Genomic DNA, 12361 nt, shown 5'->3' on the forward strand with positions numbered 1-12361 from the left:
GCATTCGCCCTTTCACTCTTTACCCGGATGCCCTAACTTTGTATAGAGGTCAACGAGACCCTTCGTAATTTGACAATAGGGCTTTATTCTCAGTGATGAGAATCAATGATTGAAAACCAGTGGTTGAAAATCGCAAATTCATTATTATCGGCGTCTTCTGTTTAGTGGGCCTGATTTACGCCGCTCGCCTGTTCTACCTGCAAATTTTAGACGATAGCTATTCCCTGGAATCGTCGAGTAACTCCATCAAACGCGTTATCGAAATTCCGTACCGGGGGCAGATCTACGACCGGAACGGCAAACTGCTGGTCTACAACACGCCGGTGTATGACCTTTACGTAACGCCCAAGCGGGTCAAAATTCCCGACACCACAGCTTTCTGCAAGATGATGGACATTACCCGTCCGGAATTCGACAGCATTATGGCGATTGCCAAAGCGTATTCGCCCCTGAAGCCCTCGGTATTTCTGCGTCAGCTCTCCAAGGAAGATTACGCCCGTATTCAGGACGCCCTGGTCGATTACCGGGGGTTTGAGCCCATGATGAGTTCGATGCGGACGTACCCAGCTCATACGTTGTCCAATGCGCTTGGGTACGTGTCGGAGATCAGTAAAAAGGCGCTCGACAATCAGGAAATACCCTACTACCGACAGGGCGACTACGTGGGCCACAACGGCCTGGAAGAACAGTACGAGAAAGAACTGCGCGGTCGCCGGGGCATCAAATACGTGATGCAAAACGTACGCGGTGTGGTGAAAGGCTCCTTCAAAGACGGGGAGTACGACACCGCCGCTGTGGCGGGCAAAAGCCTCTATACGAGTATCGACGTGGATGTGCAGCAATATGCCGACAGCCTCATGCAGAACCGCGTGGGAAGCGTTATTGCGCTTGACCCGAACACCGGCGAGATTCTGGCTTCCGTATCGGCTCCCACGTACGACCCTAATCTGCTGTCGTCGCGGTACTTCTCGAAGAATTACCGCAAACTGGTAAAAGACCCTTACAAACCCCTCATCAACCGCCCCATCATGGCGAGTTACCGGCCGGGGTCTACCTTCAAGCTGATCCAGGCGCTGATTGCCCAGCAGCAGGGATCGCTGTATCCCAATATGGTGTATGGGCACGCTGGTTCGCCGATGCGCTGCCACTGCCGGGGCGGTAACAACCTGCGTGGGGCGGTGCGGTTTTCCTGCAATCCCTACTTCTACAACGTTTTCCGCAAATACATCTACCACAACGGCAATCCCAACACGTTCAAGGCCTCGGCCATTGGCTTGAAGGAGTGGCACGACCAAGTTGTTAAGTTCGGTATCGGGCAGAAACTCGGCCTTGATCTGCCTTATGAAAAGGCGGGAAACTTACCGACGGTCTCCACCTACGACAAGTTGTATAAAGGAGAAAATCGGTGGAAATTCTCCAATATCTATTCGCTCAGTATTGGTGAGGGCGAATTGCTCATCAGCCCGCTTAAGCTGGCTAATCTGGCGGCCATTATGGCCAACCGGGGCTGGTACATCACCCCGCACTATGTGAAAGGCATCGGCCAGATCGGTGAAGGCGTGCCCGACACGTACAAAGAGAAGCACTATACCGACATTGACCGGCAGTATTACCTGCCCGTGATCGAGGGCATGCGCATGGCGGTGATGGCCGGTACGGTAAAGAAAGAAGCCGACATCGCCGGCATTGATCTCTGCGGGAAAACCGGGACCGCGCAGAACGCCAAATTCGGGCATAAGCACGACCACTCCATCTTTATTGGCTTCGCGCCGATGAACAACCCCAAAATTGCCATCGCCGTTTTCGTGGAAAATGCGGGCTGGGGAGGGACGGCGGCGGCGTCAACGGCCGCACTGGTGGTTGAGCGCTATCTGAAACGTAAAACGGAAGCGACGAAGCTGCAAAACTGGCTGATGCAACAGAACTACATGCCGCCGCTCTCGATGCTGCCCAAACCGCGCGAGGCGAAGAAACCCGCTGACACCTCGGGCCAGAAAGCCACCCCGAAGCTGCAAAAAGATAGTCTACGCCGCCCCCGCCCGATGATGACCCAGGTCAGCCCGGCCGAAAAGAGCATCGTGGGAGGAAATTAAAAAAATGCACAATGCACAATGAACGATGCGGTCCGCCGGGGGCGCCTAGCCGCTGCGGTACAGTGGTGCTGCAATTGCGTACCGGTGCATAGGGTATTGTACCGTAGCGGCTAGGCACCCGGCTGACCGCATCGTTTATTGTGCATTGTACATTGTTCATTTGTAAAATGGCCCGTAACGCTGAATTGACCCGAAATATTGATACCCTGACGCTGCTGCTCTACATTGGCTGCGTGCTGATGGGCTGGCTGAACGTCTACGCGGCGGTCTATAGCCCCGAAGAGCAAACGAGCATCTTCGACCTGTCGACCAATGCCGGTAAGCAACTGATGTGGATCGGTACGTCGGTCCTGCTGATCATCGCCGTGCTGGTGATCGACCATAAGTTCTACGACACCTTCGCCTTTGTGTTTTACCTGTTTATGATTGCGATGCTGCTGCTGGTGATGGTGGCGGGGGCAAATATCAAAGGCTCACGGTCCTGGTTCAAAATCGGTTCGTTCTTGTTGCAACCAGCCGAATTTACCAAGATGACCACCAGCCTGGCGCTGGCCAAGTACCTCGATCAGCCGGGGATCAACCTCACCAAGCGGAAGGATTTATTGTGGGTAGGGGGCATCATCGGCCTGCCCGCCCTCCTGATCATCCTTTCCAATGAAACGGGCTCGATGCTGGTGTTTTCGTCGTTTGTGATCATGCTGTATCGCGAAGGGCTCCCCGGCTGGATTCCGCTGACGGGGGTGGTATTGGCCGCGTTGCTCATTCTGGCGCTGATCGTGCCACCGCTGTACCTGTTTGCGGGCATCGCGGTGCTATGCGGCCTGGTGATTCTGCTCATGCCGCGCTACAACCGCACGGCCCGTAACATCATCGGCATTGCACTCGTAGGAGGCGCTATGATGCTGACCGCCACGGGCGTCGATTTCTTCGTCAACAAGGTGCTACAGCCCCACCAACGCAACCGGATCAAGGTGTTGATCGACCCGAACGTTGACCCGCTGGGCGTGGGCTGGAACGTAACACAGGCCAAAATCGCCATCGGCTCGGGGCGCCTGCAGGGCAAAGGGTTTCTGGAAGGCACCCAGACAAAGTTCGACTTCGTGCCCGAGCAAAGCACCGACTTTATTTTCTGCACCATCGGTGAAGAACACGGCTTTGTGGGCAGCCTGATCGTGATTGCGCTCTTCATGGGTTTACTGGCCCGACTGGTGATTCTGGCCGAAAAGCAGCGCAGCAAATTTGCCCGCGTTTACGGCTACTGCGTCGCGGGCATCATCTTCTTCCACGTGATGGTCAACATCGGCATGACCATTGGCCTGATGCCCGTGATCGGCATTCCGCTGCCCTTCTTCAGCTACGGTGGTTCGTCGCTCTGGTCGTTTACGCTGCTGCTGTTTATTTTCCTCAAACTCGACTCCCGCCGGACGAATTCGCTGTTTAGTTAAGTTGCGCTTACGACGTAAACCCAATTATACCTTTCGCTTGATCGTGCGGATAATGGCGAGCACTTCGGCTTGCAGGACGTTATCGAACTGCACGTTGACCGATTCGCGGTAGGTGCCGTTAGTAAGCAGGTAGAGCACACCCACGGCGTTAGTCTGTTCGGAATAAAAAAAGGTGCCAAAAGCCTGATCGCCCTCGGTCAGGGTGATGGATTGGGTGAGTGTTTGCCCGTTGAACGACCCGACGGATGGCGTTTTGCCTCCCAGCACCGTCTGTCCATATTCCGAACAACCCGTGGCCGTGCAGAAGCTATAGGCAAACTTGGCGCGTTTGTCGGCGCGGTCCTGCGCAAACAGCCAACCATCGATCTGAATCCGGCCACCTTCGCCGGTATAGTTCGCGGGAAACTTGATCGTATAACTGGCATTCAACGGACCCAGCGTCCAACTGGTCGGGTCGGTCTGAACGGTATTGTTCAGGTTCGTGGGCGGAGTTGGGTCAACCGTAGTGCGCTTCTTGCAGGCAACTAACACCACGAACAGCGCAATGAATAGAGAGATACGAAACGGCAGCATACGTCAGGAGTAGGAAAGGATGTACCCTAGAAACGAAATTCGGTCTAAATCCGTTGATGTCGGGTTCGGTTGCCACCTATTTGTTTTTAGACGGTAGGGGCTGGGCGGCCAATTCCGTCAGGCAGCGGTTACAGAGGCAAACGTACCCACCCAGTGTCTGCTCGGTATGCGCCCGAATGCGGTCCCGTTCTGCGGATGTCAGCGTCAGCTTGGCACAGTCACAATCGTGGATGGCTTCAGGCCGACACGCGAACGGCTGCTGGCATCGGGGGCAGGTCTTCGTCATACCCGTAGTGACCAGTCGTTGAGGCGCTGGCCCGCTTCCAGCAACATGGTGTCGTCTTTGGCGAAACAGAAACGCAGGATATGGTAGTCGGTGCGCTGCTGGTAAAAAACCGATACCGGAATGGACGCCACGCCAATGTCGCGCGTCAGGCGCACGGCCAGTTCGTGGTCGGGCTCGTCGGTCAGGCCGGCGTAGGACACGTTCTGGAAAAAGGTGCCTTCCGTGGGCAAAAACGTGAAGCGGGAGCCCGCCAGCGCCGACAAGAAGAGGTCGCGCTTCTGCTGGTAGAAATTGGGCAGCGTGGTGTAGCGGTCAGGCTGAGTCAGGTACGTTGCCAGCGCGTGCTGCATCGGCGTCGACACGCTGAACGTCAGAAACTGATGCACCTTCCGAAACTCGACGGTCAGGGCGGGCGGGGCCAGGCAGTACCCGATTTTCCAGCCCGTGATGTGAAACGTTTTGCCGAACGAGCCGATCACGAACGTTCGCTCGCGCAGCACCGGATAACTCGCCAGCGAGTGGTGGGTACGTCCGTCGAAGCGGATATGTTCGTACACCTCGTCGGCCACCACCAGCAGGTTATGCGCCTCGGCCAGTGCGGCCAGTTCGTGCATATCCTCGCCCGTCCAGACGCGGCCCGTGGGGTTATGCGGCGTATTGACAACGACCAGCCGGGTACGTGGCGTCACGAGCAAACGTACCTGATCCCAGTCGATGCCATAGTCGGGTGGGGCAAGCGACACGTAGATGGGGTGGCCCCCCGCCAGTTCGATCGCGGGTACGTAGCTATCGTAGGCCGGTTCAAACACCAGAACCTCATCGCCAGGCTGCACCACCGCCGTAATGGCCGCAAACAGCGCTTCCGTAGCGCCCGATGTAATGGTAACCTCGTGGTCGGGATGGTAATGGCTCCCGTATAGGGTATTGGTTTTCAGAGCGATGGCTTCGCGCAACGACGCTACGCCCGGCATGGGGGCATACTGGTTATGCCCGTCGCGCATGGCCTGAGCAACCAGTTCAATGAGGGCAGGGTCGGCTGCGAAACTGGGGAATCCCTGCGACAGATTTAATGCGCCCACTTCAGCCGCCAGTTTCGACATGACGGTAAAGATGGTGGTGCCTACGTTGGGTAATTTGGACTGCATAGGAAACGCAACGCTGAACGTTGACAGACAAAAATAAGGGAGCGCGCGTCAAGCGGCCGATGGGGATATTGTCAGGATTCGCCGGGTTTTCCGCCTTTCGGGTGGGCCTGATCGTAAGTTTTTTTTAGCTGTTCGAGGCTTGTGTGTGTGTACACCTGCGTGGCGGCCAGGCTGCTGTGGCCCAGCAGGTCTTTGATGGCGTTGAGGTCGGCCCCCCGGCTAAGCAGGTGGGTGGCAAAGCTATGGCGCAGCACGTGCGGGCTGCGTTTTTCGAGCGTCGTCACCAGCGACAGGTACTTGTTGACGATCCGCTGAATGAGCACCGGATAGGCGGGGATGCCCTTGTCGCTGACCAGTAACGCCGTCGGGTCGGCTTTGCCATCGAAAAACACCCGCTTTTGCTGCTCGTATTGATCGATCAGCGCCAGCAGGGGCGGCACCAGCGGGATGATCCGGTGCTTGTTGCGCTTGCCCAGCACGGTGATCGTGCGGTCGAAACGGTTGATATCGGTGGGTTTCAGGCCCAAGAGTTCACCCAGGCGGATGCCCGTGCCGTAGAGCAATTCCAGCACCAGCTTGTCGCGCAGCCCGATGAAGTCGTCGGCGAAATCGATGTCGTCGAGCAGCGTTTCCATCGGCTTCTCTTCCACGAACGTCGGGAGGCGACTGCTCTGTTTCAGCGCCACAATCTTCTGCATCGGATCGGCGCTAATGCGCTGATGGCGAAGTAAATAGCCGTAGTAGGCCCGCAAGGTGGCAATCTTCCGGTTGACGGTCGACTTGTTCAGCCCGCTTTCGACCAGGTGCACAATCCAGGCCCGGATCAACAGATGGTCGGCGGCCGGAGGCAACGTACCGGGGTGCTGTTCGGCCAGAAACTCGGTAAACTGAAGCAGGTCGTTTTTATACGCCAGCAGGGTGTGGTGACTAAGCCGTTTTTCGTAACGGATGTGTCGTAAAAAATCAGAGCCGGGATCGGTTGGAGTCAACGTCGCTGTCGGGTTAGTGCGTCGTACGAAGATAGGGGATACCGGTTCATCTGGTACAAAAACAAGGGACTTAACCCGGTTGGATTAAGTCCCTTTAGTCGCTTACAGCGACGTAACGTCGCTGGCACTCGTGTCGCTCGCCGTCCCGGCGAACCGACTACTGTTGCGTGTGGTTGCCGTACATTTTTTCTTTGTAGGCAGCGCGAATGACATCCTTGCGACGGCTAATAGAAGGCTTCTGGAAGGCCGTACGTGCGCGCAGCTGACGCAACACACCCGTCTTCTCGAATTTCTTCTTAAAGCGTTTCAAGGCTTTATCAATCGACTCGTTTTCTTTTACGTTAATGATAATCATGTAATACCGGTATTTTTGTGTTTTGCAAAACGGACTGCAAAGATAGTACAAACAGTACATGAAACAAGCGGTTATCGACCTCGGCACGAATACCTTCCACCTCCTTATCGTCCAAAAAAAGCCGAACGCGGCCCGGCCGGATTCCACTTACGAGACGTTGTTTCGGGAAAGTCGGCCGGCCAAAATCGGGCGGGCGGCGGGTGGCGGCGGCGGGATCAACCAGCGCCTTATCACCGACGACGCCATTGGCCGCGCCCTCGACGTGCTAACCTACTTCCGGCAGGTGCTCGATGAGCACCAGATCGACCCCGCCAGTGTGGCCGTGTTTGGCACCAGCGCCATCCGGGTGGCGCAGAACCAGCAGGCGTTTGTCGATCAGGTACGTACCCAGACCGGCCTGTTGGTCCGCGTGATCTCGGGCGACGAAGAGGCGGGCCTCATCTACCGCGGTGTGCGGGCGTCAGGCGCGCTTTCCGACGAAACGGCGCTCATCATGGACATTGGTGGGGGCAGTGTCGAGTTCATCATCGGCAGCGCGGACCGGCTCCTCTGGAAGCAGAGCTTCGAGATTGGCGGGCAGCGGCTGATGGAGCGATTCATGGGTGAGTCCGACAGGCTGAGCCCCGCTGCCGTTGGGCGCTTGCACAGTTACTTTCAGGAGCAATTACTGCCGCTGACCAACGCGATTCACCAGTATCACCCGTCGGTACTCGTCGGCTCGTCGGGTACGTTCGACACGCTGATCGATATGCAGTATCAGCACGAACAGGGCGTTTGGCCGCCCGCCGAGCAGGCTGCGTTTGAACTACCAATCGCCGAATTTTACCGGGCTTACGAACTACTGCTCACGCGCAACCATGACGAGCGCATGGCCATCCCCGGCATGATCGAACTGCGCGTGGATATGATCGTGGTGGCCGTCGTGCTCATCGCCTTCGTGCTCAAAACCTACGGCATCAACGCCATTCGGGTGTCGACCTACGCGCTGAAAGAGGGGGTGCTTAGTGGGGAGTGAAATTAGCTACTACATCTAGCGCTTATCGCTCATCATTCCCCTGCTTCCGCTTCAGGCTGGCTAGGTGGTGATAGGTGTGGTGGGTAGTGAAAAAGAGCATTTCCAGCCCCGTAACCGGCCCCAGAATGGGGTGCTTCCAGACGGTATTGCCGGTCAAGTCCATGTCGGAGAGGGTGGGTAACAGCGCCTCCACCGCCGCCAGGGTCTGGTGCCAGGCGGTGTTCTGCTCGACCAGCGATTTGGGTTGAGTTTCCCGGATGGCTGCGTTGGTGGTGGGAGGGAGTTGCTCCAGCCCGGCGTTGTACTGAGCCACGATCTCATCGTACGAGCGAGAAGGTCGGTCGGTGGGGCGCCAGTTGACCCGCGCCGGTTCGCCATAGAGTTGCACGAGGCCATACGTGCTTCGGAGCAGGTGCGCAACTTCCTGCTCGATGGTCCATTTTTCGCCCTGTGGGCGGGTCCAGGCATCGGCCAGGCCGGGGCTGTTGAACCAGTCGGTGATGTGTTGAATTGCTCCGAGAACATCGGGGCGTGCGGTGGCTAACGTCATGAGTCTGATGGAGTTGGTTTGGTTGAGCCAAACATATCGACAAAGAGTTGTATATGCAACTTTGGCTTGTATCTTTGTCCATATGACGGATGAAACGTATTGCATCGCCGGCCGGATGCGGATGCTGACGCGCCTGGTGACGAACCTCTACAACGAGGCATTCGCGCAGGAGGCCGTTACGTTTGCGCAGGCGAGTTTGCTGATGTACATCTTCCCGCAACCCGGCGTGCGGCAAACTACGCTGGCCAAGCAGCTTCAGATTGAAAAATCGGCGATGAACCGCGACGTGCAACTGCTGCAACGCAACGGCTGGCTGACCGACAACATCCGGCAGGGCCTGTTCCTGACCGACGAAGGGCGGCAGTTGGCCAAACGATGCCACAAAATCTGGAAAGTGCTGAATGAAGAGGTACGTACCCAGCTCGGTCCCGACGCCGTCTCCGGCCTCTCGACGCTATCCGACCAATTGACCCGGCTCACCAAAACAGACACCACTGACGTATGAAACCCGCTTTTTTGCAGACTACACGCACCGAATCGGCCAAAACCTGGCGCTTTCGGACACTCATGAACTGGTACCCGATGTTTTTCGGTACGGGAGGTAAAATCCTGTTCTGGTCGGGGGATTCGCGCGAGGTGCAGCTACGGTTGCGGCGCAACGTCTGGACCTACAACTACGTCGGGACCATCTTCGGCGGGAGCATGTTCGCCGCCTCCGACCCGTTTTACATGCTGATGCTTTACCGAATTCTGGGAAACGAGTATGTCGTTTGGGACAAAGCCGCCAGCATTCGGTTTCGCAAGCCGGGCCGCACCACGCTTTACGCCCAGTTTCTCCTGACCGACGAGCTAATCGACGCGATTCGGGCCGACGTGGCGCAGCACGGCCAAACGGAACGTGTGCTGCCACTAGCCTGGGTCGATGCCGACGGCACGGTGCATGCCCAGATCGAGCGAACCGTCTACGTGGCCGACAAAGCCCATTACGAACAGAAAAAACAGGACCGCCAGTCGTCGCGTTTTTCGCGCTGATCGGCCCAAACCCGCAAGAGCATGGCGCAGGAACACACCCTGACCGTAGCGCGTACAGCCCGGTATTATATATTGGGCGGCATGCCGTTGGACGGCAATTCGCCAGGTACGTTGCCAGCGACCACCAAGCACGTCTGGTTTGTGCTGCACGGCTACGGGCAACTGGCGCAGTATTTCATTCGCCGGTTCGATGTGGTGGCCAACGACGAAACGGTGGTGGTGGCCCCGGAAGGCCTGTCGCGGTTGTACCTCAACGGCGAATTCAGCAAGGTGGGGGCTTCGTGGATAACCCGCGAAGCACGCGATCACGAAATCACCGATTATGTCACGTACCTGGATCAGCTGTACGACCGGCTGCTGGGCGACCTGGAGCCAGGTACGTTCACCGTGACGCTGCTGGGCTTTTCGCAGGGGGCGGCCACGGCCTGCCGCTGGCTCAACGCCAGTGATCGGCTGCGCGTTGACCGGTTAATTCTTTGGGCCGGTTTCTTCCCGAATGGCCTGTCCGACGTGATTGACCTGGGCAAACTGGCCAACGTACCGGTTCAATATGTCTATGGCGAGCAGGATGAATACATCGAACAGATGCCCGATTCGGCGGCGTACCTGCGCCAGCTACAGACCGAGCTGCCCCGCCTCGAACTTATCCCGTTTGCGGGGAAACACACCGTCGAGCGGTCGGTGCTGACCACTTTACTAGGGTGAGGGATGGGGAGAAAATGACCGTTTTCGTGTTGACTATAGGGTAGACGTTCATTGTTCTACTACAGCGTTCAACCCGATTGGCCGTGCCGACGGTCAGGTGAGGCATGAGAAAAATTGTGATTATTGAAGACGACCGCCGGATTGCCCAGAACATCAGCCGGGGCCTGCAACAGGAAGGCTATGCCACCGAGGTTGTCTACGAAGGCGAAAACGGGCGGCAACTGGCCCTGCGCCCGGAGGTGGAACTGGTGATTCTGGATCTGACCCTGCCGGGGATCAGCGGTTTCGAGGTGTGTCGGTCGGTGCGGGCCGAGCGCCCCCATCTGCCGATCATTATGCTGACGGCGTTGAGCGAGGTCGAGGATAAAATCGAAGGGCTGTCGTTGGGGGCCGATGATTACATGGTGAAGCCCTTCGACCTGCGCGAGCTAATTGCCCGGGTAGCCACCTGTTTCCGGCGGGCCGATCTGCGGCAGGAACAGAAAACCGACGACGTCTGGCAGGTCGCGAACCTGACCGTCAACGTCGATAAAAAAGAAGTAAAACGGGGCGACGTGGTCATTGACCTGACCGCCCGCGAATTTGCCCTGCTCGAGTACCTGATCCGAAATCGGGGGCGGGTGCTGGCCAAAATCGACATTGCCGAGACGGTCTGGGGCCTCAATTTCGACCCCGGCACCAACGTCGTGGAGGTCTACATCAATTACCTGCGCAAGAAAATAGACCGCGATTTCGACCCCAAGCTCATTCATACCCGGCCCGGCATGGGCTATGTGCTGAAAGAGGAAGCATGACCATACGCAACCGCATTGCGCTTCAGTTTTCGCTGATTGTCGCCTCTATCCTGATCGTTTTTTCGATCGTTATCTACCTGGTATCGGCCACGTATCGCCGCGAGGAATTCTACGATCGGCTGAAAAACAAGGGCCGGACCACCGTGCGTTTTCTGGTAGAGGTTAAAGAGGTGGATCAGGACATGCTCAAGATCATCGACCGGAACACGCTGACGGCCCTGTTCGACGAAAAAGTGCTCGTTTTCGACGCCCAGAACAAGCTCATCTACGCCAGTGTTGATGATCAGGTCATCAACTATTCGCCGGCTTTACTGGCCGAGGTGCGGCAGAAAAAAGACGTTGAAACCTTCAGCGGCGAGAACGAACTGATCGGCCTGCTTTACCGGCAAAATGGCCGCGACCTGGTCATCCTGGCGTCGGCTAACGATCGATTTGGCAAGAGCAAGCTGGCCAACCTGCGCCTCACGCTGGGCTGGGGGCTGCTGGTGGGCCTGAGTGTGACCATCGGGCTGGGCGTTTTCTTCGCCGGGCAGTCGTTGCGGCCCATCAGTCAGATCAACTATCAGGTGTCGACCATCACGGCGGGGAACCTGCAACAGCGGCTGGCGGAAGGTAACCGGCGCGACGAGATCGCCCAACTGGCCATCAATTTCAACACGGTATTGCAGCGGCTGCAACAGGCGTTTGAGCAACAGCGGAGTTTTGTGTCGCAGACGTCGCATCAGCTCCGCACGCCGCTGGCCGCCCTGAAGTCGGAGATTCAACTCGGTCTGCAACGACCGCTTACGGTGCCCGAGCACGTCGAGATTCTGCACAACCTGCTCTCGGATACCGATCGGCTCATTGGCCTCACCAACAGCCTGTTGTACCTGGCCCGTACGCTCGAAACCATCCATCAGCTGCCGTTCCATCCGGTGCGGGTCGATGATGCCGCCTTTGCTGCCAAAGACGAACTGCTGAGCGCCAAACCAACGTACCGCATCGACATTGATTACGATGGCATCCCTCAGACGGAGAACGACACGCTCATCGACGGGCACGAAGAACTACTGAAGCAGGTGCTGCTGAACCTATTTGACAATGCCTGCAAATACTCGCCCGACCACCGGGCCGTGGTGCGCATTCATACCGACGAGCAGTACTGCCAGATTGACGTGCGCGATCAGGGCATTGGCCTGGCGGAAGCCGATCAGGCTCGGATTTTCGAGCCATTCTATCGGGCACCCAACGCGCAGGACTACCAGGGCTTCGGCATCGGGCTGTCGATCTGCGCGCGACTGGTGGCGTTGCATCGGGGGCGGCTTACCGTCAGCAGTCAGTTGGGGCAGGGAAGCGTCTTTTCGGTGATATTGCCTCATTTATAGCGCGTTAGTGCCTGT

The 12361-nt window shown here is 57.3% G+C and carries 14 protein-coding genes; 8 read left to right on the forward strand and 6 right to left on the reverse strand.

Annotation, left to right across the window (positions count from 1 at the left end; genetic code table 11):
- Positions 1 to 119 precede the first annotated feature (119 nt).
- Both FAES_RS15455 and rodA read left to right on the forward strand, forming a co-directional pair.
- Positions 120 to 2093, forward strand: coding sequence for a peptidoglycan D,D-transpeptidase FtsI family protein (locus FAES_RS15455; RefSeq protein ID WP_015332172.1), 1974 nt, complete (start codon positions 120 to 122; stop codon positions 2091 to 2093).
- A 167-nt stretch (positions 2094 to 2260) separates the two neighbouring features.
- Positions 2261 to 3538, forward strand: a complete 1278-nt coding sequence (rodA, locus tag FAES_RS15460) for a rod shape-determining protein RodA (protein WP_015332173.1) — start codon at positions 2261 to 2263, stop codon at positions 3536 to 3538.
- 24 nt (positions 3539 to 3562) lie between these two features.
- Here the strand turns inward: rodA and FAES_RS15465 are convergent, their stop codons facing one another.
- The 5 genes from FAES_RS15465 to rpsU all read right to left on the reverse strand — a co-directional run bounded on the left by FAES_RS15465 (position 3563) and on the right by rpsU (position 6886).
- Positions 3563 to 4111 (reverse strand): hypothetical protein, encoded by a 549-nt coding sequence (locus tag FAES_RS15465; protein WP_015332174.1) that lies wholly within the window; start codon positions 4109 to 4111, stop codon positions 3563 to 3565.
- A gap of 76 nt (positions 4112 to 4187) precedes the next feature.
- Positions 4188 to 4397: a cysteine-rich CWC family protein gene (locus FAES_RS29615; protein ID WP_083891491.1), complete on the reverse strand. Its 210-nt coding sequence runs from the start codon at positions 4395 to 4397 to the stop codon at positions 4188 to 4190.
- Entirely contained in the window at positions 4394 to 5542 is a 1149-nt protein-coding gene (locus tag FAES_RS15470) for a methionine aminotransferase (protein WP_015332175.1), read from the reverse strand. The genes FAES_RS29615 and FAES_RS15470 overlap by 4 nt, the downstream gene beginning before the upstream one ends.
- Before the next feature lie 71 nt (positions 5543 to 5613).
- Positions 5614 to 6531 (reverse strand): tyrosine-type recombinase/integrase, encoded by a 918-nt coding sequence (locus FAES_RS15475; protein ID WP_015332176.1) that lies wholly within the window; start codon positions 6529 to 6531, stop codon positions 5614 to 5616.
- A 157-nt stretch (positions 6532 to 6688) separates the two neighbouring features.
- Entirely contained in the window at positions 6689 to 6886 is a 198-nt protein-coding gene (rpsU, locus tag FAES_RS15480; protein WP_015332177.1) for a 30S ribosomal protein S21, read from the reverse strand.
- A gap of 58 nt (positions 6887 to 6944) precedes the next feature.
- Between rpsU and FAES_RS15485 the strand changes: the two genes are divergently transcribed.
- Positions 6945 to 7901: a Ppx/GppA phosphatase family protein gene (locus FAES_RS15485; protein WP_015332178.1), complete on the forward strand. Its 957-nt coding sequence runs from the start codon at positions 6945 to 6947 to the stop codon at positions 7899 to 7901.
- A 22-nt stretch (positions 7902 to 7923) separates the two neighbouring features.
- Here FAES_RS15485 and FAES_RS15490 read toward each other — a convergent pair whose 3' ends face one another.
- Entirely contained in the window at positions 7924 to 8451 is a 528-nt protein-coding gene (locus FAES_RS15490) for a DinB family protein (RefSeq protein WP_041257936.1), read from the reverse strand.
- An 82-nt stretch (positions 8452 to 8533) separates the two neighbouring features.
- Here FAES_RS15490 and FAES_RS15495 point away from each other — a divergent pair, with 82 nt between their 5' ends.
- The 5 genes from FAES_RS15495 (at position 8534) to FAES_RS15515 (ending at position 12346) form a co-directional block, all read left to right on the forward strand.
- Complete coding sequence (locus FAES_RS15495) at positions 8534 to 8956, forward strand: MarR family winged helix-turn-helix transcriptional regulator (protein WP_041257937.1); 423 nt, start codon at positions 8534 to 8536, stop codon at positions 8954 to 8956.
- Positions 8953 to 9483: a DUF4442 domain-containing protein gene (locus FAES_RS15500; protein WP_015332180.1), complete on the forward strand. Its 531-nt coding sequence runs from the start codon at positions 8953 to 8955 to the stop codon at positions 9481 to 9483. The genes FAES_RS15495 and FAES_RS15500 overlap by 4 nt, the downstream gene beginning before the upstream one ends.
- Positions 9484 to 9504: 21 nt before the next feature.
- Positions 9505 to 10188: an alpha/beta hydrolase gene (locus FAES_RS15505; RefSeq protein WP_015332181.1), complete on the forward strand. Its 684-nt coding sequence runs from the start codon at positions 9505 to 9507 to the stop codon at positions 10186 to 10188.
- Between the two features lie 104 nt (positions 10189 to 10292).
- The gene (locus FAES_RS15510; protein WP_015332182.1) at positions 10293 to 10982 is read left to right on the forward strand and encodes a response regulator transcription factor; all 690 of its coding nucleotides are present in this window, start codon (positions 10293 to 10295) and stop codon (positions 10980 to 10982) included.
- Positions 10979 to 12346, forward strand: coding sequence for a HAMP domain-containing sensor histidine kinase (locus tag FAES_RS15515; RefSeq protein WP_015332183.1), 1368 nt, complete (start codon positions 10979 to 10981; stop codon positions 12344 to 12346). Before FAES_RS15510 ends, FAES_RS15515 begins: the two co-directional genes overlap by 4 nt.
- Positions 12347 to 12361 lie beyond the last annotated feature (15 nt).

Source organism: Fibrella aestuarina BUZ 2 (genome assembly GCF_000331105.1).
GTDB classification, from domain to species: Bacteria; Bacteroidota; Bacteroidia; order Cytophagales; family Spirosomataceae; genus Fibrella; species Fibrella aestuarina.